Source organism: Saccharothrix tamanrassetensis (assembly GCF_014203665.1).
Classification (GTDB): domain Bacteria; phylum Actinomycetota; class Actinomycetes; order Mycobacteriales; family Pseudonocardiaceae; genus Actinosynnema; species Actinosynnema tamanrassetense.
On record NZ_JACHJN010000006.1, the window covers coordinates 37,907 to 60,099 of the forward strand.

Consider the following 22,193-nt stretch of genomic DNA (forward strand, 5'->3'; position numbering starts at 1 on the left):
TGCGCCCCCGGGCCCCGCCCGGAGGGCTGCGCCCCCGGGCCCCGCCCGGAGGGCTGCGCCCCCGGACCCCTGCTCGGGGCTGCGCCCCGGACCCCTGCTCGGGGCTGCGCCCCGGACCCCGCCTGGGGCGGGGTGGGGCGGGGCGGTTGGGTGGGGGCAGCGTGGGCTGGGTGGGGGGATGCAGGGTGGGGGTGCAGAGGCGCGTGGGGTGGCTTAGGGGTGTACGTCCTCGGTGAGGATGGTGGCCAGGTTGCGTTCGGCCAGGGCGGTGATGGTGACGAAGGGGTTCACGCCCAGGGAACCGGGGACCAGGGCGCCGTCGGTGACGTAGAGGTTGGGGTAGCCCTTGACTCGGCCGTGGTCGTCGGTGGCCTTGCCGAGGACCGCGCCGCCCAGCGGGTGGTAGCAGAAGTCGTCGGCGAACGCCTTGCCGCCGCCGAACACGTCGTAGCGGTAGGTGGTGCCGTTGGCGTCGTTGATCCGGTCGAACGTGCCCTTGGCGGCGGCCAGGGACTCGGCGCTCTGGCCTTGCCGCCACTGGAGCACGGCCTTGTCGGTGGACGGGTCGTAGACGAACTTCGCCCGCTCCTCGCTCCTGGTGATCGCCAGGTACATGCTCACGTAGGTCTCGATGCCGGCCGGGACGGGGGCGACCTCGGCGAAGACGTGGCGTCCCGGGTCGCTGATCGCGAGCGTCGGGATGGCGGACTGGCGGAAGCCGGTGGGGTGCCACAGGTGGTTGTTGCGGGCCGTCATCACGTTGCCGTTGGGGCCCCAGCCCTCGCCCACCTCGGCCGCCAGGTCGGGCAGGTCGCCGGAATCGCGGGCGCGCAGCAGGAGTTCGGTGGAGCCCAGGCTGCCCGCGCCGAGGAACAGGTGGTCGCACGTGACGTGCTTCTCGGCCACCAGCGCGCCGTCCGGGGTGATCTCGCGGACGGTCAGGGCGTAGCCGGCGTTGTTCCGCCGGATGCGGGTCACCTGGTGCAGTGCGGCGACGGTGACGTGGCCGGTGTTCGCCGCCTCGGCCAGGTAGCCCTGGTCGAGGGTGAACTTGCCGTGGTTGTTGCCGTAGATGACCTCGGTGCCCAGCGCGGACTTCGGGGCCTCGCCGCGTTCCTCGGCGGCCATGTGCTCGAACGAGTAAACGTTGGGCACGAACGCCGTGTCGAAACCCGCGCGCCCGGCGAGGGTCCGGGACAGGCGGGAGTACCGGTAGTAGTCGCTGGCCTCGAAGTACGCGCCGGGGATGTTGTTCACCCGCAGCATCCGGTTGGCCAGCGGGAAGAAGCGGGTGTACATCTCGTCCGCGTCGACGGTGGGGAACTGGCGCGTGAAGTAGTCGCGGTCGGGCACCACGGCCATGCCGCCGTTGACCAGTGAGCCGCCGCCGACGCCCCGGCCGACGTACACGCCCATGTTCGGGAAGTTGACCCGGTCGAGCACGCCCGCGTACCGCTGGATGGGGCGGTTCGCCAGGTCCAGGAACAGGACGCCGTTCACCGGGGCTTCGGTGCGGTTTTTGAACCACATCGAACGGCGGTCCGGGTCGAGCATCCCGCAGAACACCTTGCCGTCCGGGCCCGGTCGGTCCCAGCGCTGCCCCATCTCCAGCACGAGGGTCCGGACGCCGGCCTCGCCCAGCCGCAGTGCGGCCACCGCCGCGCCGTACCCGCTGCCGACCACGACGGCGGGCACGTGCTGCGTCGACGCTCCCGCGCGCCCGGTCACGAACGTGCCGGCGGCCAGCGCGGTGACGCCGAGGAAGCGGCGACGTGAAAAGTTGTTCATGTTCGCCGAGGCTAGCGGTCATCGAGGACACCGTTCACGAGGGTGGCCACGGAGTGTGGTTCGGTGGACAACTCAGCGTGGAAGTGGTCGGACCGCCGGTCGAGCACCGCCGAGGAGCTAGCGGCGGGCCGGGGCGGCGGTCATCGGGTCCTCCGGCCAGCGGTGCTTCGGGTAACGGCCGCGCAGTTCGGACCGGACCCGCGGGTAGCCCGTGCGCCAGAACGAAGCGAGGTCGCCGGTCACCGCCGTGGGACGGCCGGCGGGCGAGAGCAGGTGCAGCACGACGGGAACCCGGCCGCCTGCCAGGCGCGGGGTTTCCGTCCAGCCGAAGACCTCCTGGACCTTGACGGGCAGCACGGGCTCGGGGCCCGAGTAGTCGACGCGGATCCTGGACCCGGACGGGACTTCCAGCCGGTCCGGCGCCAGTTCGTCGAACTTCGCGGCGGCGGGCCAGGGGAGGAGCCGGCGCGTGACCTGCTCGCCGCTGATCTTCCCCAGGTCGGCCCGCTTGCGCGCGTTGCCCAGGTCGATGACGGCCAGGAGGGCGTCGTCGTCCACGGAGGGCCACGGGTCGCCGAGGACCCGGTGCAGGAACGCCATGCGCTCGCGGGTGCGCAGGCCGTCGGCGTCCCAGCGGAGGAGGGCCAGGCCTTCCGCGCGCAGGCCGGTGAGCAGGGCGGTCCGGATCGCCTCCGGGGTGCGCAGTGGCTTGGCGGACAACGTGATCGCGCCGAGCTTGAGCAGGCGCTCGGTCACCACGTCGCCGTCCCAGCGGATGTCGTCCTGTTCGGCGAGCAGGGCCGGGGCGGCTTGGCGGGCCAGGTCTTCGGACGCGCGGGCGGCGAGTCTGATCCGGCCTTGGCTGCGTCCCGGCTCACGGTCCGCGATGGCGACGGCGAGCCATTCCGAGTCGCCGAGGCCGCTGCCGGGCGGGAGTTCGGCGGCGGTGCCGCCTGCCATCAGGTAGTTGGGGGAACCGGGAGAACGCCTGCGCGCCAGGCGTTCCGGGTAGGCGAGGGCGACCACGAGGGCCTGGGCGTCCACCCGGTCGGTCACGGTCGGCGTGGTCCCGCCTTCCGCGACCAGCTTGGTCAGGCGCCGCACTTCGCGCGGATCCGCTTGGCGCGTCGACAGTTCCACTCCCTCGGAGGTGCGGTCGTTGTCCAGCAGCGACACGACCTCGGCCGCTGTGCGAGGGCCGACCAGGGCGGCGCCGTCCAACAACGCCCGTGCCAGCCGCGGGTGCAGGCCGAGGTCGGCCATGCGTCGGCCGCGGTCCGTGGCGCCTCGGTCGTCCAGTGCTCCCAACGCTTTCAGCACGGCGCGTCCGGCGTCCAGCGCACCGGGCGGCGGGGCGTCCCACCAACCCAGGCCCTCGCCGGTCGGCACTCCCCAACACGCCAGCTCCAAGGCCAGCCTGGTCAGGTCGGCGGTGCGGATCTCCGGCTCCGGGTAGCGCGGCAGCGTGCTGTGCTCGTGCTCCGGCCAGCACCGGTACACCCGGCCGGGCGCTTCACGGCCCGCGCGTCCCGCCCGCTGGTCGGCCACCGCCGCGCTCACCCGCACCGTCGCCAAGCCCGCGAGCCCCCGCCGGTGGTCCACGCGCGGCACGCGGGACAGCCCCGAGTCGACCACCGCGCGCACGCCGGGCACGGTCAGGCTGGACTCGGCGATCGCGGTCGCGAGCACGACCCGTCGCCGGGTGCCGGGCTTCAGTGCCGCGTCCTGCACGCCGGACGCGAGCCGGCCGTGCAGCGGCACTACGTCGACACCGTCCAGCAGCGCCGTGCACCGGCGGATCTCCGCCACGCCGGGCAGGAAAGCGAGCACGTCACCGTCCACTTCGGACAGGGCGCGGCGAATCGCTCGTGCGACGACGTTCTCGACGCGTTCGTTCCGGGTCGGTGGTACGTACGCCAGGTCGACCGGATGGGTGCGCGCGGACACCCGGACCACCGGGGCGTGCCCGAGCAGGTCGGCCAGGCGGTCGGCGGCGACCGTCGCGGAGGTCGCCAGCAGTCGCAGGTCCGGCCGCAGCCCGGCCCGGGCGTCCAGCAGCAGGGCCAGCAGGAGGTCGGCGTCCAGGTGCCGTTCGTGGCACTCGTCCAGCAGCACGGTGCCGACGCCGGCGAGTTCCGGGTCGTGCTGCAGCCGCCGCACGAGCAACCCCGACGTCACGACCTCGATGCGGGTGTCGCGGGACGTCCGCCGGTCGCCGCGCACCGCGTAGCCGACGGTCCGGCCGACCGGCTCGCCGAGCAGGCTCGCCATCCGCGCGGCGGCGGCGCGGGCGGCGATGCGGCGGGGTTCGGCGACGACCACCCGGCCCTCCAGCGCGAGCGGCACGAGGGTCGTCTTGCCCGTGCCCGGCGGCGCGACCAGCACCGTCGAGCCGTGTGCGGCCAGGGTGCGCACCAGTTCGTCCAGCACTCCGGCGATCGGCAGTTCCACGGTGACCCAGTGTGGCCCTCCTCCGGATCGGCGCGGTACGGAGGTGCGCCAGGGCACATCGGCCCCCGCGAGGCGCTACGCACCGTTCCCGCAGTTCTGCGCTGGTGCGGCCATTTGCGCGACCTGCCGCCCCCGACGGGTGGCGAGTGTTCCGACGTCTGTCCACCCCGGACTAGCGTGGGTCGTGGTCGACCATCGCCGGCCACAAATACGCAGGTAGAGGGGCACAACAATGTCTATTGTGGAGCAAGGGGCAGAGGTCGCGCCGCCGGTCGGCGTCGAGTTCACGCTGACCGTCGTGAACGACACGACCGAACCGACCAACGTGATGATCTTCCCCACCGCCCCCGCCGTGGTCCCGGGCAGTCCGGTGGTGTGGCGGTCGTTCGACCTGGGACCGGACCAGTCCGCCGTGCTGGAGTGGCGGCACACCCTCAACTTCGTGCGCGGCACCCTGACCGACTTCGGTCCGGGGCAGGACTACGACCCGGTGCAGATCGTCGAGGCGGTGCCGGGGCAGTCGAACCAGGTGACGTTGGCGCTGGTCGACGGGGAGCTCGCGCTGGTCGGGCAGCAGGCCGGACCGCCCGGGACGCTGCTGGTCGTCCAGGACCCGAGCGTGCCGCCGGGATCGGGCAACGTGGGCGTCGGCATCGCCGGGCTCGGCACGTTCGTCGCGCTCGCCGAGCCCGGCGTGAAGCAGGGCTACGGGTACGCGCCGCAGTTCTCCATCGGCACCGGCACCTACCGGCAGGGTCAGCTCTTCAGCACCATGGGCATCAACACGCAGGCGCCGCTCGACTACCCGGGCGGTGCGACGACGGCGACCGCCGTGTTCGACGGGACCGGCTGGAACATCTCCTACTGACCTGGCCCGCGCGAGCTGGAACGAACGGCCTCCGCGGGAGCCGGTGTGCCACTGTGGACCCCATGGGGAAATGGGGTGCCCTCGGCGCGGCGGTGACGCTCGCCCGTGCGGCGTGGACGGTGCGGACGTGGCAGCAGGTCCAGCGGTTGCCGAGGACTTCCGTGGACGCCGGGTCGGTGACCGTGGTCGTGCCCGCGCGGGACGAGGAAGCGAACATCGACCGCTGCCTCACCGGCCTGCGCGGGCAGGACTACCCGCACCTGCGGATCGTGGTGGTGGACGACGCGTCGACCGACCGGACCGCGCAGGTCGTGCGCCGGCACGCCGCCGAGGACCCGCGCGTCCGGCTCGTGACCAGCGCCGGACCGCCGTCCGGTTGGGCGGGCAAGGTGCATGCCATGCACCTGGGCGCGGAGGCCGCCGAGTCGGAGTGGCTGCTGTTCGTGGACGCCGACACGGAGGCCGCGCCCGACCTGGTGGGGCGGCTGCTCGCGGCGACCGAGCGGGACGACGTGGACCTGGTGTCGACGGCCGGGCGTTCCACCACCGTGAACGCCGGGTGGTGGCTGTTGCTGCCGCCGACGAACGTGCTGCTGTTCGAGAGCACGTCGGTGGACGGCAGTCGCGGGAAAGCGCTGGCGGTCGGGCACTGCATCCTGGTCAGCCGCACGGCCTACGACCAGTCGGGCGGCTGGCGGGCGATCGCCGGGACGCGGGCGGACGACGTGGCGTTCGCCACGCTGATCCGGGACACCGGCGGGCGGACCCGGTACGTGGACGGGACCGACTCGCTGACCACGGCGGGCCTGTCGACGTTCGGCGAGACGTACCGGTCCATGCGCAAGAGCCTGGTCGCGGGCACGTCGATGTACGCCAAGGGACCGGCGAGCGCGTTCCTCGCGCTGGGCGGTGCCGGGCTTGCGCAGATCGCATACGGGCTGGTCCCGGTCGTGACGACGCTGCGCGGCTCGAAGCGCGGCACGTTGGCGTGGCTCGGGCACTCGCTGGCGCACTGGGCGTACCTCAGGCGCGTTCGGCAACCCGAACCGGCGGCGCTGCTGGGGCCGTTGTCGACGGTGGCGTTCGGCGTGCTGATGCTGGACGCGGCGTGGCACGCGCTGCGCGGCGGGGCGACCTGGAAGGGCCGCGACGTGCGAGGCTGACCAGGTGGTTGATCCGCTGCACGACCCCGACGACCCCGAACTGCTGGACCCGTACCGGGCACGTGAGCTGGCCGGGCTGGTGGAGGCGGCGCGGCTGGCGTCGGGTGCGGTCCGGTACGGCAAGGTCGGGCGGGTCGGGTGCGCCCAGGTGGTGGTGAACCGGGACAACCCGCTGCCGCTGGGGAACCACGCCTGCGCGCTGTACGGCTCGTCGGCGGAGGTCGCGGGCACGCTGATGCGGCTGGAGCAATCGTTTGCGGACGTGGGGCGGGCCGAGGCGGTGGTGTACGCGTCGCCGACCACGGTGGCCGAGATCGAGGGCATCGCGGACGACGCCGGCTGGTACGCGGTCGAGGAGTCGCTGGCCGTCGTGCACCGGGGAGCGGTCCGCGAGTCGACCGTGCGGGCGGCCGTGGACGCGGATCTCGAAGGCATGGCCGTGCTGCTCGCCGACGACCTGGGCACGGACCCGGCGCGGCTCGTGCGGCACCTCGGGCAGCGGCTGGACGACCCGCGCTGCGTGTTCGTCGCGGTGGACGACGGGGACCGGCTCGCCGGGTTCGCGGCCGGCTTCGGCGAGCGCGGCGTCGGGCTGGTCGAGCACGTCGTGGTGCGGCCGGCGCGGCGGCGTCGGGGCGTCGGGTCGGCGCTGGTGAACGGTGTGGTGGCCGCCCTGCACGACCTCGGGGCGCTGCTGGTGGTCGCGCACGTGGCCGAGGGCGGGGCGGGGGAGCGGTTCGCGGAGGCGTGCGGGTTCGAGACCGGTTATCCGGTCACGGCGTATGCACGCAGGGTCGACGAGCTGTTGGATTGAGCTTTTGGTTGCCCTACCGCATATCCTTAGCACAGCTAACGGAGAATGGAGGGCACCGTGTCGGGGAACGACGTGCGGTCCAAGCCCCGACTGCCCGGCGAGGTGTGGGTGCTCGTGGTGGCGAGCTTCATCATCGCCATCGGCTTCGGGATCGTGGCACCGGTGCTGCCCGCGTACGCCAAGAGCTTCGACGTCGGCACCACCGCCGTGTCCGCCATCGTCAGCGCGTTCGCCCTGGTCAGGCTGCTGTTCGCGCCGGTGAGCGGCCGGCTGGTCAGCCGGTTCGGGGAGACCCGGACCTACATCGTCGGCATCCTCATCGTGGCGCTCGGCACCGGGCTGTGCGGGTTCGCCACCGCGTACTGGCAGCTGATCGTCTTCCGGTCGTTCGCGGGCGTCGGCTCCACCATGTTCACCGTCGCCGCCGTCGGCCTGCTCATCCGGATCACGCCGGCGCCCATGCGCGGCCGGGCGGCCGGGCTGTGGGCCACCGGCTTCCTGCTGGGCAACATCGCGGGCCCGATCGTCGGCGCGGCCCTCGCCGAGTTCTCCATCCGGCTGCCGTTCATCGTCTACGCCGCCGCGCTGGTGCTCGCCGCGATCTTCGTGTGGTGGTTCCTGCGGCGGTCCACCCTCGCCGCGCTGGACACCAACCGGCAGCAGACGTCGCTGAGCGTCGGCCAGGCGCTCGGCTCGCCCGCCTACCGCGCCGCGCTGGCGTCCGGGTTCGCCAACGGCTGGGCCGTGTTCGGCGTGCGGATCTCACTGGTGCCGCTGTTCGTGGTGGAGGCGCTGCACGGCAGTCCCGCCATCGCCGGCATCTCGCTGTCGGTGTTCGCGGCGGGCAACGCGGCGGTGCTGATGATCTCCGGCAAGCTGTCCGACACCATCGGGCGCAAGCCGGTGGGCATGGCCGGGCTCGCGGTGTCCGCGGTCGGCACCATCTGGCTGGGCTTCACCACCGGCGTGCCGATGTTCATGGTGGCGTCGCTGGTCGCGGGCATCGGCGCGGGCCTGCTCAACCCGCCGCAGAACGCCGTCGTCGCGGACGTCATCGGGACCAAGGCCAAGGGCGGGCCGGTGCTCGCCGCGTTCCAGATGGTCACCGACTGCGGCGCGATCATCGGCCCGCTGCTCGCGGGCGTGCTGGTCGACCACGTGTCGTACGGCGCGGCGTTCACCCTGACGGGGGTCATGATGGTCATCGCCCTGGTGGTGTGGGCGTTCGCGCCCGAGACGTTGCCCAGGGAGCCCTCCGAGCACGTCGCCGAGGTCGTCGCGACCGAAGCCGGGTGCCTGGACGAAGGCCCCGAGGTGCCGACCGGCGAACGGCTCGCGGGCCGGCCGCGTCAGCCGGAAGCGTGATCACTCAGGTTCTGCTCAGCATCCCTCGGTAGCCTGCGGCCGCAGGTGACGGAAGGGACCGGGGACGTGGGTGGCGCTGAGCGCAACGCTCGGAAGAAGAAGCAGGAGCAGCAGGCGGCCAGGGCGGTGGCGGCGGCCCGCGGGGCGAAGGGCGACCGGACCAAGGTGGTCATCGGCGTCGTGGTCGTCGCGGTGCTGGCGCTGGTCGTGGTGGGCGGCGTGATCTGGTCCAAGTCGGGCTCCGGCGGCAGCCTGACCCCGCCGAAGGACGTGGCTTCGGTGGCCGCGCCGGTCAAGCGCGAAGGCGGCGTGGTCGTCGTCGGCAAGGACACCGCGAAGGCCACCATCGACCTGTACGAGGACTTCCTGTGCCCGGCGTGCGGGCAGTTCAAGAAGATCTACGGCGACCAGATCAAGCAGGAGATCGAGAAGGGCACCCTGCGCGTGCGCTACCACGCGCTGCCGTTCCTGGTGCGGATGTCCGACCCGGCGGGCTACTCGAAGGACTCGGCGAACGCCGCGCTGTGCGCCGCCGACCAGGGCAAGTTCTGGGAGTACCACGAGACCCTGTTCGCCGAGCAGCCCGACGAGGGCGGCCCCGGCTACACCAAGCAGGAGCTGGTGAAGCTCGGGACCGACCTGGGGATCACCGGCGACACGTTCAAGGCTTGCGTCGAGGGCGACACGTACGACAAGGACACCCAGGCGGAGCTGGACCAGGTGCGCGGCAAGCCGTACTTCGGCGGCACGCCCTCCGTCGCGTCCGGGGAGCAGAAGGTCGACGTGCGCGACGAGAACTGGCTGACCAACTTGGTCAAGTGAGCCCGGCGACCGGCGGCCGGCCCTCGTTCCACCGGGCCAGCCGCTGCGCCTTGCCGGTCTCCGTGCGCGGCACCGTGCCCCCGGGTGCGACCACGACTTTGCACGTGATGCCGAGCCGTTCCCGGAGGGCATCGGTCAGGTTCTGCCGCAGGCCCTCGGGTTGCGCGCTCTCCACGACCACCCACAGCTCGGGGCGGGCGCGGCGGTCCTCCACGATCAGGTAGTGCGGGCTGACCCGCGGGTCGGCGAGCCGCACGCTCTCGATCTCGGTGGGGAACACGTTGACACCGCGCACGACCAGCATGTCGTCCCGGCGCCCCAACACCTTGCTCATCCGGCGCAGCGTGCGGGGGCTGTCCGGCACGGGCGGGGCCAACGTCGCCACGTCCCCGGTCCGGTAGCGCAGCAACGGCATCCCCGTCTTGGTCAACGTGGTGAACACCAGCTCGCCCGGCGTCCCGTCCGGCACCGGCTTTCCGTCCTGGTCCACGGCCTCTACGAGGAAGTGGTCCTCGGCGACGTTCAGCATTCCCTGCGAGTCAAGGGATTCACACGCCACACCGGGACCGATGATCTCGGAGAGCCCGTAGATGTCGAGAGCTTTTAGGTCGAGCAGCGACCGGATCTGCTCGCGCATCCCGTCGGTCCACGGCTCGGCGCCGAACACGCCGACGCGGAAGGTGGGCTCGACCCCGCTGTGCCGCAACGCTTCGCCGAGGTGGATGGCGTAGGAAGGCGTGCAGCACAACACATCGGGCTTGAGGTCGGCGATCAACCGCACCTGCCGCTCCGTCATCCCGCCGGACAGCGGCAGCACGGTGGCACCCAACCGCATCCCACCGTGATGAACCCCCAGCCCGCCGGTGAACAGCCCGTACCCGTACGCGTTGTGGATCAGACTCCGCGACGTGACGCCGGCGCCACCCAGTGCCCGAGCCATCACCGACGCCCAGACGTCCACGTCGTGAGCCGTGTAGGGGACCAGCGTCGGCCGCCCACCGGTCCCCGACGACCCGTGGATGCACACAATCCGCCGGTCGACCTGGAAACCCATCGGGTAGTGGTCCCAAAGGTCCTGCTTGGTCACGAAGGGCAGCCGCCACAACTCGTCCAGCGACACATCCCCACCACCCCGAACCCCAACCTCCCGCAACCGCCCGGCCTGCACGCCGTCGGCCGTCAACAGCCGCTCCACCAACATCCGAAGCCGCCGCTCCTGCACACCCCGACGAACCTCCGCCCGGACGCCTTCGGCATCCGGCTCGACCAACGACGAGACACCCATGCACCCCGGTCTAGCAGCCCGAACGCACCCCCGGTACCCCCGATTTCCATCCGCCGGGGCCGATGTTGTACGGTATTGCCACACGAGAACGGCGGGCTGACCACCGGGAACGTGCCTGTACGGGGCTGTGGCGCAGCTGGTAGCGCATCACACTGGCAGTGTGAGGGTCAGGGGTTCGAGTCCCCTCAGCTCCACAAGTTGATACTGATTGAGAATCGCCCGCTGACCTGCGGTAATGCAGTTAGCGGGCGATCTTGTCTTCGAGTCCATGGTGGACTGTGCTGGCTGATCCGGAGCAAATCTGGAGCAGGCGGTCGCTCCGAACGAAATGTTGTCAGCTGTGTGCTCCAGGTCTTATCAATCCGCCTGGGTGGATCCGCTTTAGAGAACTTTCCGGTCGCCGTAGTCGCCGCCAATGTTGCAATGCCCAGGTGGTCCCGTGGGGTCCGCAGTGGACGTCTCGTGCCCCGAACCGCGGTTGGCCCGTCCCTGCTACGCCATTTTGTGCCAGGTGCTGTCGTCGCCCTCGCGCTGCTCAGTTGGTGTGCGGACACCGGGCGGTCTGGTTGCCCGAGCCGGGTTGGCCGGATCGTGTGGGTCGGGAGGTTCCCGATCACGGCACAGTCGTCCAAGGCGGACAGCAACCGGTACCGGTGCCTGTGGCGCCGGACTCGGCGGTTCGACCTGCTCGCGCGGGATCACCTCGTGTTGTCCTGTCCAGCTGAAGGTGGCGGTGGGATCGACCCTTGAAATGAAGCTCGCCAAGTTGGGTGCGGGCGTAGGCCGGATCCGTGAGGATGTTCCTGTGTCACCTCGCGCACGTGCCGTCGATCTCGGTCGCCTTGCCCGGTGGTGCAGGGAGCACCTGGGCAGCCCACCGGCGCAGGAGTTGTTCCGATCCGGGCACCTGTCCGCTGTCATCGGGCTGCGGCTGGCCGATGACCGCGAGGTCGTGGTCAAGGTTCGTCCGGACTCGCCGCGGGTATCGGCCTGCGTCGAAGTCCAGCGCCACTTGTTCCAGGCCGGTTATCCCTGCCCCCGGCCGCTCACCGGCGCAACGTCGTTCGACGGCGATATCGCCACTGCGGAGACCTTTGTGCCCGGCGGCGACGTGCTCCCGAGCACGGACCACGCGGCCCTGGCATTCGCCGAGGCGTTGGCGCGGCTGATCCGGCTGGCACCTCGGCCGGCCGAGGTGTCCTCGCTCGCCCCGGCACCGTCGTGGGCGGCTTGGAACCACGCCGGGGAAGGACTGTGGCCGTGTTCGGAGGAGGACCCCGATGTCGACCTCAACGCGTTGGCCGGCGCGGAGTGGATCAACGATGCCGGGCGGCGTGCCCGTGACCGGCTGCGAGCCGGCGGGTCCGATTCCGTGATCGGTCACTGCGACTGGCTTGCCGGCAATCTGCGCTGGAGCGGCGAAGCGCTGCTGGTGGTGCACGACTGGGACAGCGTGATCGCGGAGAGCGAAGCCGTCCTGGTGGGCTTCGCTGCCGCACTGTATTCGACCGTCAGCGCGGACGAGCTTGCCACCGTCGAGGAAACTGAGCGGTTCCTCGACGCGTACTGCCATGTGCGTGGCCGACAGTTCAGCGCCGGCGAGCTGCGGCGGTCGTGGGCGGCAGGCGTCTGGACCAGGGCCTATGACGCCAAGTATCAGCATACGGTCGGGCAGCCCGTCACCTCACTGTCGGAGGATGAGGCCCGCGAGCGCCTCCGTCGTGCTGACGCCGGCTCGCGCAGGCCGTAGGCCCGCCGCGCAGCCCCTGGCTGACCGCCTTCGAGCGACGCGCCGACGATGACCTGACCGGGCAAGGCAACACCGCCGCATCCCTCGTCGTGCCGGCAGGCCAGCCCGACAGGTGCGTCCGGGCAGGATGACACTTCGACCATTGGCTGCGACGGAACCCGGTGGTGACAGTTCATCGCCCTGGAAGCGGGACACTCACTTTTGATGCGGTCCAGAGCCCCGGCAAGGTCGTAGCGACTTCACCGCCCAGACGCTCTACACCCCGCTACGTCGGCAACATCACCTACCTGCCTATCGCCGACGACACGTTCCGCCATCTCGACGTTCCGCTATCTCGTGACCGTGATGGACCTGTGTTCGCGCCGCCTGGTCGGCTGGGCACTCGCCGACCACATGCGCACCGCGCTGGTCGCTGAGCCCTGCACGCCGCGCAGCGTACGCAGGGCAGCCTGGCCGGAGCGATCTTTCACAGCGACCACGGCGCCCAATACAGCGCTCGGGCGTTTGTCGAGACCTGGCAATCCACTGGGGTGACCCGGTACATGGGCACCTTCGGCAGCTCGGTCGACAACATCGCCGAAGCCTCAACGCATCCCCAAACGTGAGACCGTCCGAGGATCTCAAAGTTGGTGCAGTGCAAGGGAAGCGGCTAACCGTCTTCGGCTGGCTGCACCGCTACAACACCCGACGACGCCACTCCCGCCTCAGCCAGAAGACCCTGATCGACTACGAAACCAGGGTGGGGTCAAGTGGTCATGGCGACGTGTGGGTGTTGATCAGGTCGTTGTAGACCTCGATCGGTTTGCGCCAGTCGAGGGTCTGGCGGGGGCGTCCGTTCAATTCGGCGGCGACCTTGTCGAGGTCGGCTTGGGTGTGGACGGACAGGTCGGTGCCTTTGGGGAAGTACTGGCGGAGGAGGCCGTTGGTGTTTTCGTTGCTGCCGCGTTGCCAGGGGCTGTGCGGGTCACAGAAGTAGACCGGGATGCCGGTGCGCATCGTGAAGTAGGCGTGGCGGGCCATTTCCCGGCCCTGGTCCGAGGTGACGCTGCGGCGCAGGAATTCCGGGAGGGTCTCCATCTTGCGGGCGAGGAGTGTGGCGACGCGTTGGGCGTTGCGGTCGTGCGGGATGCGCACGAGCATGAGGAAGCGGGTGGTGCGTTCGACCAGGGTGGCGATCTGGGAGGCGTTGCCGCGTCCGATGATCAGGTCGCCTTCCCAGAAGCCCGGGACGGCGCGGTCGTCGGCCTCTTTCGGGCGGTCGCTGATGTGGACCATGTCCTTGATGTACTGGCGGGAGGCGGCCGGCCGGGTGCGGTCGACCCGCCGGACCCGGCCCTGGCGCAGCGCGAGCTTGAGTTGGGTGCGCAGCTCGCCGCGGGCCTGGAGGTAGAGGCATCGGTAGATCGTCTCGTGCGACACGCGCATCTCCGGATCGTCCGGGTGGTCCAGGCGCAGCCGCCGGCCGATCTGCCGCGGCGACCATTTCCGGGCGAGTCCGGTGTTCACCGCGTCGTGCAACCGGGCCGACGACTCCAGTTTACGGAGCCTGGGCCGTCGGCGGTGGTCGGCGGCCCGGCACTGCGCCCGCACCGCCCGATAACCACGGCGGCCCCCGTTCGCGGCGATCTCCCGCGCCACCGTCGAATGATGCCGACCCAGGAGCACCCCCAGGACACGGGTCGAACAACGCGCGTTCCGACTCAACTCCCGCTCCTCGAACGACAACAACACGCCACCGGCCATACGACAACCCCCACGATCAACGGACAGGATCACAACTACTGTCGCCATGACCGTATGACACCGCCCAGCCTGACCCCGACACCAGCTACGCTGACCCAAACCGCACCCCGTGTCCAGCATTCGGGGTGAAGGCCCAACCACGATCAAAAGCGTCTTACTGTCCGGTGGTGATACCCGTGCACCTTCGCCTTCGCAGTCCGCACGCCGAACACAGCAGGGCACGTCGCGAGTGCGGACCGTGAGTACTACATTACCAACGCTCTCTGTCACGTCCTTAACGGCCAACGCCGACAGTCCGGAACCCCTTCCACGAGGGAATCGGCATCCATCACAAGATCATAATCGCCGGAGGCTACTCGAAGTCATCACCGATTACGGGATAGGGCTGCTTTCTGACGGACCTCTCACCCGCGGTGTCGTGCTCAAACGCTGCATCGGTAGCCGATAGACACCAACGCGTCGATCACCGGACGTCAACGACGGGTCAACGTCGCTGATCTTGGGAACCTTTGCGCAATCCTGTCGGAGCGCGGACAGGCCTTCGCCGTCGAAGCGTCCGTGGGCAGTTTGCAATCCACGACATAGAGCGGCACTTGGCATCTGTGGCCAACCGAAGCCGTGCTAGGCGTGGGACATGGGGTAGGAACATCCCATGACCTGACCATCCGAACTCTGTCTCCGGCGGTAGGACGGCGAATCTTGGCGGTGGCCGGGATGAGTGGACGGTCCGTGTGGGGCCGAACAGTGGAATGGGTGCTGTGGCAGCCACCGGCGGTCCTCAGAGTCACCTCAGCCAGCGAGACAACGACCGTTCGAACAGCGGCGAACACGATCCTGCTTCCTCGCGTCGACTCCGCGGAGCCACGCTACACGTTACTCGGTGGAACCCCCTGTAACGCGCGCAGGCACACCGTCGAGTTCAAGCCACTTCGTCTAGCCACGGTCACCAGCACCGTTACTCGAGTCGTTCGCCGCAGGTCGCATCGCATCCAACGCCATCCCGCCCACCGGCTTCTTCGTTCGCGCCGCCCTCTCGCAAGCCGGACATCGCCAACCCCATATGAGAGCTTGCTGGATGCGCTACCGTATGGTGGATGAGCAGCACTTCACCGGATCGCCACTCCATCAGTTTTGACCTTGTCGGCATCGGAGAGCTGTTGGAATCACGAGAGCTCTCTGTTCCACAATACCAGCGTTCATACTCGTGGAACGTCTCGGGCGAGCGACAGATCGACGAGTATTGGGACGACTTGGAGCGAGTCGCCGCAACGAGTGAGGAGTACTTCCTCGGTACGGTCGTGCTCTCGCGGAGTAGTGATAGCAACCGGCGCACCATCATCGACGGGCAGCAGCGCCTCGCTACGACGTCGATGCTGTTGGCGGCAATCAGGAACCACCTGAGCGCACTCGGGAGCGAAAAAGCCGGAGTTGTTGAGCGCGACTTCCTCGCCAAGGAGACCATCAAATCTTCCGGGAAGGAGCGGCGGCTTAAGCTCAATATTGAGGATGCTGACTACTTCGACACACTGATCGTGGCGGATGCAGGTAGGTCTCCGGACCCCAAGGTTCCCTCGCAGGGGCGCATGAAGCAGGCATTCGACTTCCTGTCCGAGAAGATCGAGATGCTCGCGAAGAGGCACGGTGTAAGCGGCCTGCTGGAGTGGACGGAGTTCCTGCATGATCGAGCGAAGATCGGGGTCATCGAGGTCTCCACCGAAGCTGATGCGTACATCATCTTCGAAACCCTGAACGATCGTGGTGCGGCTCTCACAGCGGCAGACCTCCTGAAGAACTACCTGTACGGCCGCTCCGGCGACCGACTCAAGTTCACCCAGCACCATTGGGCTCGAACCCTTCGGCACTCTGGAGCTGACGGCAGCGGACGCGAAGTTCATGACGTACCTGCGGCACTTCTGGAGTTCAAAGCAGGGGTTGACCCGCGAGAAAGACCTGTACAGCAAGATCAAAGCTAGTATCGCTACGGAGTCGGAAGTATCCGATTTCGCGGTACAGCTTGAACACGAGGCAGTCAAGTACGCCGCCCTCACTAATCCGGAGCACGAGCTCTGGAAGGGCTACGATCCGGCCACCAGGAACAACATGGAGGTTTTGATCGAGCTTAACCTCCTGCCGAACCGGCCGCTCCTGCTGGCGGCCATCGAGACATTCGAGCCGAAAGAGATCCGTTCCCTGTCTGCCAGGCTGGTCAATTGGTCGGTTCGGGCGCTCACTCTCGGCACGATAAACTCTGGCAAGATCGAGGACGTGTACTGCAACGTTGCCCGCAGTATCCGAAACAGTAATATTACAACCGCTCGGGAAGTTTACGACAATATCGTCGACGTGATCGCCGGTGACGCCGAGTTCGAAGCCGAATTCGCGATTACTCGGGTGACGAAGACATCGCTGGCCCGCTACTATCTGCGCTCGCTCGAAAAGCACAGTCGCGGCAAGGAGCCCGAGAACGTTCCCAATCCGAATCCGGACGAGGTCAATCTGGAGCACGTGCTTCCCCGGAACGCAAAGTCGGAGGAGTGGGTGGGCATTACGAACTCGGGAGATGTGGCCGCTTGGACCCACCGAATCGGCAACATGGTCCTACTGCAGAAAGGCTCCAACAGTCGACTTGGCAACAAGCCTTTCTCCGATAAGAGGACGGTACTCGCCAATAGTGCTTTTGTGCTCACCGCTGAAGTGGCTCAGGAAGAAGATTGGGGCCCCGAGGAGATTGACAGGCGTCAGCGACGTCTGGCGAAGCTTGCTGTCGCCACATGGCCTCGTTGAGCGAACGGGCACACCGAGCGGAGCGGTAGCTGCACGCGACAAGCAAGCGAAGTCTCCAACGCCGACGAGGCTGCGCCTGGCCACTGCCTCGCAGGAGCTTCGCCGTACTCCACTGTGACTCGTGACCCCATTTCTGAGAGGCGTGATAACAGATTCGTAGCCCGGCGGCGGGCCGACCCTCGAGCCCGCCGCAGTGCCATCAACTGCTGACGCTAGAAATCATCCCCTCGATGGAGTTCATCTCTTTGTTTCCACCGAGGTAACCGATTCCGCGGTGGAGGTGGATGATCAATGTCCGCGATACGACCTCGTCGGTGGGAACCTCGCCATCGCTGATACAGCGCTGCTTCAGGAGTGCGAGGTAGATGTCGCCGTACTGGCCTGCGAAGGTCCGCCACGACATCTCGACGTTCGAGTCCGTGACGATTTCCTTCACCAGGGGAGTGGAAGGGTCCTTCAACGATATGGTCAGTGCCCACCGGCACAGAACGTTCCAGTGCGAAATACCGGTAGTCCTCTTGAGGCGGACGAGCCGATCCCGTGCCGGTCGCGAGAGGCGAATAACATCAAGCGACATGGCTGCCCCCGGTAGCCCACCAGTACCCCGGCTGGACCGTGGTGGTGAGGGTGGTGTCGTCGTGGACGAGAGTGTAGGAGTGGGCTATCGACTTCTGCAGCCTGCTGAGCAGCTGCTCGTCGATCTCCTCGTCGGTCGACAGAAGGAGCACTTGGTGACTGGCGTGCGGGAAGTACCGATCGACGAGGTGTTGGCGGTGTCGGCTGTCCAGGCGGCCCAGGGGAGTGTCGATGACGCTGGGTAGTCGGTTCCCTGCCACCTTCACCAGCCCCCACAGGAGGGATACGGCGAGCAATTGGCGTTCACCGGCGCTCAGTCGGCCCGGATCGATGGGCTCGCCTTCCTCATTCGAGAGGGTGAGGGTGAACTTGTCCACGTCGATTTGCAGGTCGTGAACCAAATCGTGCTTGCGCATCAACTCCTTGAAGCTTTGCAGGACAGCAACTTCGAGGCGATTGATGTGGCGCTTCAGCAAGGCGTTTCCGAAGCGCTCCAAGGTGTCGCGGGCCCTGTCGGAGTACGAGACGATCCGCTGCGCCTCCTCTGCCTTGATCAGGGTCCTCACTCGCTCTTGGTGGCTTCGCTCCAGTTCGTTGGCAATGGAGTCACGCCGCCGTTTGAGGTCTTTTGAGTTCAAAACGGCTTGAGCGTAGGCCGCTTCGGCGACGGCAACCGCGGCACGGTGCTGTTCAAGCGCCTGCTGCAGTGCCTCAATCTTCGCTTCGGCGGGAACGCCGGCGAGTTGACGCTCCAGCTGGGCCAGCTTGTCCGCTGCTTCACGAGAAGTCTGCAGCAGTTCCCGAGCTCGGGACATGTCGCTGCTCAGTGCTTGGCGAAGTGCGGCCAGCTGAACGGAGAAGTCCTGCGGCAGTCCGAGGGTCACGTCCAGCTGAGCCGCACTCGACCACCTGGCGCGATCGGAGTCCAGCTTCTCGAACAGTGACGCGTGGGCTTCCGAGGGCGTCGATCCACCGATCATGTCGACCACCCACTGATCGCGCTCTTCGAGCACGCCGAGCACTTGACGTGCCTGTTCCGCTTCCCGCTCACGAGCAGCCTGAGCACCTGCGGTTTCAAGCTGATCGTGCAGCATCGCGAACGGCAGCGCACCGCTCGCCAGGTGGGTCAGCGCGGCCCTGACGGCTGCGAGCTCTTCCGCTACACGATCTCGCTCCGCTTGGAGCTCTTCCCGGCGGTTGAAGAGAGTCCCGCCCTCCTTCGCGAAGGCATCCTCGACGGCCTTCCTCTCCTTCTTCACCCTGTCCAGCTGGGTTCGGCATGAAGCCACGCGGTGCTCCGCGTCGGTGACGGCCTCGATCGCCACCTCGAGCTCGAGTTCGCGTTCGCGGATCTTGGCGAGCGTCTGCTGGTCTTCCCCGGACAGCCGCTGGCGCCGTTGAAGCACGAGCAGGTCGGTGCGGAGCTGTTCGACGGTGTTCACGCCCAGTAGCGAGTGGACGGCCGACTCAATGACCGACGCGGCGCGCTCCGGGTCGGCCAGCGACTCGATTTTTTCACCGTCGAAGAAGAACAGCGAGGCGACTTCCAGGGGAAGCAGGTCTTCGACGTGGTCGGACCACCCCTCGCTGAGCGCCTTGCTGTAGTTCAACTTGGGGTCGACGGATAGGCGGTTCCCGGCGGCGAGGCGCTCGCCGTAGTTCTCGTCGATCCAAACGCTCAAGTACTCCTTGACGGACTTCCCGCTGGTGCGCCAACTGCGGATGACCCTGTAGTAGTGCTCCTCGCCTTCGATGGGCATGGCGAACTCGAGCGCGACAGATGCTCCACGAGTAGGGTCGGCCTGGCGGTTGATGCTTTCACGCAGGTAAGTCTCGTAAGGACGGTTGCCACGACCACTGCACCGCGCACGCGGACCGTAAAGGGCGAGCTGGATCGCGTCCAGGAGAGTGGTCTTGCCGCACCCGTTCAGACCGCCGATCAGGATGATAGGACGGTTCTTCCTGGTGAGCAGGTCGAGTGACTGCTTCCCCCGGTAGGCTCCGAACTCCTCGAGGGAAACTTTATGCAAGAGCATCGGGGACGCTCTCTCCGTCCAGGGTGTGCTGGGTGGGGATGTTCTCGCGCATGTTCTTCTTGCGCTTGGCGAAGTCGACCGCGTCCTCACGGTCGTCGTAGTACCCCTTGGTGACCGCGCTCTCCAGAGCCTTGAACAGACCGGCTCGGCGCGTCATCGTCCGGTACTGCCGCTCGACTGCGAGCAGCTCGCGCATCGTCTCGAAGTGGAGCTCATCACCGTCGCACGCTTCGGCCAGGAGCTCCATCTCCTCCGAACCCAGGACGAGTTGGGCGTCAAGCGGATCACCGGGGAATGGGACGCCGGTCTCTTCTTCGTAGATGCGAGGAAGAGAATCCTCGACTTCGTGCTTCTCGAACACCCATAGGCGCCTGATCTCGTGGAGCTCGTCCAGCGTGATCAGTTCGATCTCGTGGAGGTTCTTCGGGGCGTTCGCGCGGATCCAGGTTTGAGCGCGAAGCAGGTCGCGGAGCCACTCCTCCCGGTACTGCTGCCTGTACGGGCCGTGCACGATGTCGTCGTTGAACAGCTGGATCCTACCGTTCATCTTCCGGAAGTCCCGTGCCGGCTGGTCCGGCCGCTTGTCACCGACCGCTTTACCGGGGGGGATGTCCTCGTCGCCTTCCTCATACCGCCCGAAAGGTGCATCCAGCTTGTTCCTGAGCTCTAGGAGCGGATACATCCACTCCTTTTCCTCATCATTCTGGATCATGGCCGACATAGACTTGTCCTCTTCGACGAGAGTGCAGGTCCAGCACCCGAAGCGGCTCGAACCGCAGGAAGGGGTCGTGGAGTCGACGACCAATGGGCACTCGCCATCTGCCGAAGCGCCCTGGTACATCGTCAGCAGGTCCTTGTTGTTGTACCCCCAGGGGTTCGGGACCTGCATCAAAAATTCCCACACGTCGTCGTTCGTCCAGTCCTCGACAGGGCTGTAGACGAGGGAGTTCGGCAGGTTGCCGTTCGGCGACAACCGATCACGGACACGTCGGCGTTCGTGCTTCGCCATCGCCCTGGCGCGAACCTGGCTCTCCGCCTTCCGGATGCCGAGCACGAGGATGGTCTCCCCGTGTGAAGCGACGACGCTGCGGATGAACGCATTGGACGGCTTGATCTTCAAGCGCTCGGTGCACCAGCGGAACTTCGGACGTGGAGCCGGGTAACCACGGCCGATGAGATTGACCCAGAAGGAGTCCTTCACCTCCGGAGTGAGCCGGTGAGGCTCGATTGGCAGCTCCTGTTTCGCGGCCGCGTCGCGCATCGTCTCGAGCGACTGCGTGACCCAGGCGGCGACCACCGGGTTCTCGACGAGTGTGTCGGTGCTGATGACATGCACTGGCTTCGTAAGCTTCTCCCGGGGCAGGTCTCCGAGCGCCAACCAGATGAGCTGCAGCACGGCCGTGGAGTCCTTGCCGCCGCTGTATCCGATCACCCAGGGAACTTGATCCGCGGTGTAAAGTTCTTGGATCTCCGCAGTCAGATCGGAGACAACCTCCGTCAGCGAACGTCCCCCGAATGGCTTTCGCCGTACAGGAGTGATGGGCAGGGGCAGGAAAGAAGTCGTCATCGTTCACCTCGCATGTATGCATCTTCCACCCGCTGTTCCTCTGGGCTGAGAGCCAAGTCGAGGTGTCGACGGAGGTAGTTTACGGTCAAGGTCAAGTTCTGGTGGCTCTTCGAAACACGACCGCCTACGATGGCGCGGCCTTCCCAGTCGGTGTTCGAGCGTGACCAGTTCACTTTGGCGAGCGGGGTCAGGCGTTTCTTCCACTTGCTCGGGGTGGTCGACTCTCGGAGCAGTGAGTTGCCGATGCGCCCCAATGAGTGGAGGGCGATGCCGTGACTGTGGATGTAGTCGCGCCGGATTTCTGGGGCCGACAACTCGCCGCTGCGCACCAAACGCCACTCCGGAATCGCCTTGTCCACCGTTTGCCAGAAGTCCTGTGTGAGTTCTGCCGCAGCATCGGTGTCCAGTTCGAGCCCTTGGAGGAGCGCATGGGAACCGTAGTACAACGCGCTCAACGTGAACAGCTTGCGCGAGCGGGCCGACAGCGTGCTCTTCTCCATCTCCACGTACCCCTTGAAGACGGGGCAACGCAGTGACAGCAGTCGAGCGAGGCTGGCCTCCTCGTCGCGGTGGTCGTACAGGACACCGATCGACCGCGCGGGGCGCACAGCGTGGCGGTTGAGGTCTGCGAACATCTGCTGGCAGCGTTCCAGGCCCGCATCGTGGAAGAAGACAACCGCGATGGTCTCCTCGCCCAGGTCCGGGTTCTCCTTCAGCGCGGCCTCGATGGCGGCTCGGCGGTGCTGGCCGTCGTTGATCAGGAAGCGGGCGTCCATCGGGATGCGCAACTGGCCAGTGCGCATGCCGGGTCCTGTATCGCTGATGCTGTCGAAAAACATGTCGCCGTCGACCGACGCGGTCAGGGCGCTGAACACGTAGTCGTCGGGGTTGTCCAGGATGTACTTGGTGAGAGCCGGTAAGCGACCCTTGTTGAGAACCCGCTGGGCTCGTACCTCGGGTGTCAGCTCGTCCTCGTCGAAGAGGAAGATCTTCGGTATGAGACGGAGCGGGCACATCGACACGTAGAACTCTCGTCCCGCCTGGATGCCGCGGATGGCCGGAAAGCTGTACTCGAAGCCGGTTGACGCCTTGGGGCGCTGGGTTGACGCCGCTGAGATCCCCACCTCGGGAACATTAGCGTAGGTACGTGAAGTTGGAAACGTACACGCCGCTTCGCCGAT

General features: G+C 67.5%; 16 protein-coding genes and 1 tRNA gene. 9 read left to right on the top strand and 8 right to left on the bottom strand.

The features are described 5' to 3' along the window. Positions 1-213: 213 nt before the first annotated feature. Both FHS29_RS19675 and hrpB read right to left on the bottom strand, forming a co-directional pair. The gene (locus tag FHS29_RS19675; protein WP_184692474.1) at positions 214-1,788 is read right to left on the bottom strand and encodes a GMC oxidoreductase; all 1,575 of its coding nucleotides are present in this window, start codon (positions 1,786-1,788) and stop codon (positions 214-216) included. Positions 1,789-1,905: 117 nt separating this feature from the next. Next, positions 1,906-4,239, bottom strand: coding sequence for an ATP-dependent helicase HrpB (gene hrpB, locus FHS29_RS19680; RefSeq protein ID WP_184692476.1), 2,334 nt, complete (start codon positions 4,237-4,239; stop codon positions 1,906-1,908). Positions 4,240-4,480: 241 nt separating this feature from the next. On the opposite strand from hrpB, the gene FHS29_RS19685 reads away from it, so the two are divergent. The 5 genes from FHS29_RS19685 to FHS29_RS19705 all read left to right on the top strand — a co-directional run bounded on the left by FHS29_RS19685 (position 4,481) and on the right by FHS29_RS19705 (position 9,271). Then, entirely contained in the window at positions 4,481-5,107 is a 627-nt protein-coding gene (locus FHS29_RS19685) for a RhiA family protein (RefSeq protein WP_184692478.1), read from the top strand. Positions 5,108-5,169: 62 nt separating this feature from the next. Then, positions 5,170-6,270, top strand: coding sequence for a glycosyltransferase (locus FHS29_RS19690; protein WP_184692480.1), 1,101 nt, complete (start codon positions 5,170-5,172; stop codon positions 6,268-6,270). 4 nt (positions 6,271-6,274) lie between these two features. Further along, on the top strand, positions 6,275-7,084 hold the full coding sequence (locus FHS29_RS19695; RefSeq protein ID WP_184692482.1) for a GNAT family N-acetyltransferase: 810 nt from the start codon (positions 6,275-6,277) through the stop codon (positions 7,082-7,084). Positions 7,085-7,141: 57 nt separating this feature from the next. Further along, on the top strand, positions 7,142-8,449 hold the full coding sequence (locus FHS29_RS19700) for an MFS transporter (RefSeq protein WP_312864999.1): 1,308 nt from the start codon (positions 7,142-7,144) through the stop codon (positions 8,447-8,449). Between the two features lie 45 nt (positions 8,450-8,494). Then, positions 8,495-9,271 carry a DsbA family protein gene (locus FHS29_RS19705; RefSeq protein ID WP_312865000.1) on the top strand — a complete coding sequence of 259 codons (777 nt, stop codon included), beginning with the start codon at positions 8,495-8,497 and terminating at the stop codon, positions 9,269-9,271. Here FHS29_RS19705 and FHS29_RS19710 read toward each other — a convergent pair. Beyond that, positions 9,264-10,556, bottom strand: a complete 1,293-nt coding sequence (locus FHS29_RS19710; protein ID WP_184692487.1) for a phenylacetate--CoA ligase family protein — start codon at positions 10,554-10,556, stop codon at positions 9,264-9,266. The genes FHS29_RS19705 and FHS29_RS19710 overlap by 8 nt on opposite strands. A 121-nt stretch (positions 10,557-10,677) precedes the next feature. Between FHS29_RS19710 and FHS29_RS19715 the strand changes: the two genes are divergently transcribed. Beyond that, positions 10,678-10,750 (top strand) — tRNA-Ala (locus FHS29_RS19715). A gap of 539 nt (positions 10,751-11,289) precedes the next feature. Beyond that, positions 11,290-12,306 carry a phosphotransferase gene (locus FHS29_RS19720; protein ID WP_312865001.1) on the top strand — a complete coding sequence of 339 codons (1,017 nt, stop codon included), beginning with the start codon at positions 11,290-11,292 and terminating at the stop codon, positions 12,304-12,306. A 753-nt stretch (positions 12,307-13,059) separates the two neighbouring features. Here FHS29_RS19720 and FHS29_RS19725 read toward each other — a convergent pair. Then, a complete protein-coding gene (locus FHS29_RS19725; RefSeq protein ID WP_184692489.1) occupies positions 13,060-14,049 on the bottom strand; it encodes an IS30 family transposase in 990 nt (329 codons plus the stop codon). Between the two features lie 1,094 nt (positions 14,050-15,143). Between FHS29_RS19725 and FHS29_RS19730 the strand changes: the two genes are divergently transcribed. Together FHS29_RS19730 and FHS29_RS19735 are read left to right on the top strand one after the other, a co-directional pair. After that, positions 15,144-16,022 carry a DUF262 domain-containing protein gene (locus tag FHS29_RS19730; RefSeq protein WP_184692491.1) on the top strand — a complete coding sequence of 293 codons (879 nt, stop codon included), beginning with the start codon at positions 15,144-15,146 and terminating at the stop codon, positions 16,020-16,022. Further along, complete coding sequence (locus FHS29_RS19735) at positions 15,943-16,833, top strand: HNH endonuclease family protein (RefSeq protein ID WP_184692493.1); 891 nt, start codon at positions 15,943-15,945, stop codon at positions 16,831-16,833. Before FHS29_RS19730 ends, FHS29_RS19735 begins: the two co-directional genes overlap by 80 nt. A 199-nt stretch (positions 16,834-17,032) precedes the next feature. On the opposite strand, the gene dndE is transcribed toward FHS29_RS19735, so the two are convergent. The 4 genes from dndE to dndB are packed head-to-tail and all read right to left on the bottom strand — an operon-like array spanning position 17,033 to position 22,136. Beyond that, the gene (gene dndE / locus FHS29_RS19740) at positions 17,033-17,410 is read right to left on the bottom strand and encodes a DNA sulfur modification protein DndE (RefSeq protein ID WP_184692495.1); all 378 of its coding nucleotides are present in this window, start codon (positions 17,408-17,410) and stop codon (positions 17,033-17,035) included. Continuing rightward, on the bottom strand, positions 17,400-19,445 hold the full coding sequence (gene dndD / locus FHS29_RS19745) for a DNA sulfur modification protein DndD (protein WP_184692497.1): 2,046 nt from the start codon (positions 19,443-19,445) through the stop codon (positions 17,400-17,402). The genes dndE and dndD overlap by 11 nt, the downstream gene beginning before the upstream one ends. Further along, a complete protein-coding gene (gene dndC / locus FHS29_RS19750; protein WP_184692499.1) occupies positions 19,432-21,012 on the bottom strand; it encodes a DNA phosphorothioation system sulfurtransferase DndC in 1,581 nt (526 codons plus the stop codon). Before dndC ends, dndD begins: the two co-directional genes overlap by 14 nt. Beyond that, positions 21,009-22,136 (bottom strand): DNA sulfur modification protein DndB, encoded by a 1,128-nt coding sequence (gene dndB / locus FHS29_RS19755; RefSeq protein WP_184692501.1) that lies wholly within the window; start codon positions 22,134-22,136, stop codon positions 21,009-21,011. The genes dndC and dndB overlap by 4 nt, the downstream gene beginning before the upstream one ends. Positions 22,137-22,193: the final 57 nt, after the last annotated feature.

What these genes read in the sequence shown, in the direction of transcription:
- FHS29_RS19675 (WP_184692474.1), bottom strand. Translation starts at nt 1,788, where the DNA reads ATGAACAACTTTTCACGTCGCCGCTTCCTCGGCGTCACCGCGCTGGCC.
- FHS29_RS19690 (WP_184692480.1), top strand. Translation starts at nt 5,170, where the DNA reads ATGGGGAAATGGGGTGCCCTCGGCGCGGCGGTGACGCTCGCCCGTGCG.
- FHS29_RS19710 (WP_184692487.1), bottom strand. Translation starts at nt 10,556, where the DNA reads ATGGGTGTCTCGTCGTTGGTCGAGCCGGATGCCGAAGGCGTCCGGGCG.
- FHS29_RS19725 (WP_184692489.1), bottom strand. Translation starts at nt 14,049, where the DNA reads ATGGCCGGTGGCGTGTTGTTGTCGTTCGAGGAGCGGGAGTTGAGTCGG.
- FHS29_RS19730 (WP_184692491.1), top strand. Translation starts at nt 15,144, where the DNA reads ATGAGCAGCACTTCACCGGATCGCCACTCCATCAGTTTTGACCTTGTC.
- FHS29_RS19735 (WP_184692493.1), top strand. Translation starts at nt 15,943, where the DNA reads ATGACGTACCTGCGGCACTTCTGGAGTTCAAAGCAGGGGTTGACCCGC.
- dndE (WP_184692495.1), bottom strand. Translation starts at nt 17,410, where the DNA reads ATGTCGCTTGATGTTATTCGCCTCTCGCGACCGGCACGGGATCGGCTC.
- dndD (WP_184692497.1), bottom strand. Translation starts at nt 19,445, where the DNA reads ATGCTCTTGCATAAAGTTTCCCTCGAGGAGTTCGGAGCCTACCGGGGG.
- dndC (WP_184692499.1), bottom strand. Translation starts at nt 21,012, where the DNA reads ATGACGACTTCTTTCCTGCCCCTGCCCATCACTCCTGTACGGCGAAAG.